This is a genomic window from Citrobacter sp. wls615, assembly GCF_005281355.1.
GTDB classification, from domain to species: domain Bacteria; phylum Pseudomonadota; class Gammaproteobacteria; order Enterobacterales; family Enterobacteriaceae; genus Citrobacter; species Citrobacter werkmanii.
The window spans coordinates 1-206 of sequence record NZ_SZXM01000033.1 but is presented as its reverse complement, the minus strand read 5'-3'; the positions used below and the strand labels follow the sequence as shown (position 1 = coordinate 206).

Below are 206 nucleotides of genomic sequence, written 5' to 3'. Positions count from 1 at the left end.
TTTACCGCCCCGCAACTGGCGGACGGGGACTACAGTGTCACCGTGCAGGTCACTGACGATGCCGGGAACGTGCAGACCTCGGCGGTGCTGGCCATCACGGTGGACACCGCCGTGGCGGCCCCGGTCATTACGCTGAGTGATGACACCGGGACGGCGGGGGATAACCAGACTAACGTGGCGGCGCCGGGCTTTGCCATCAGCACCGA

At 66.5% G+C, this 206-nt stretch carries 1 protein-coding gene; it reads left to right on the top strand.

Annotated features, from left to right (window positions below):
* Positions 1–15: 15 nt before the first annotated feature.
* Positions 16–206 (top strand): Ig-like domain-containing protein (locus tag FDX04_RS24680; protein ID WP_371415439.1); only part of this gene is annotated, 191 nt, incomplete at its 3' end.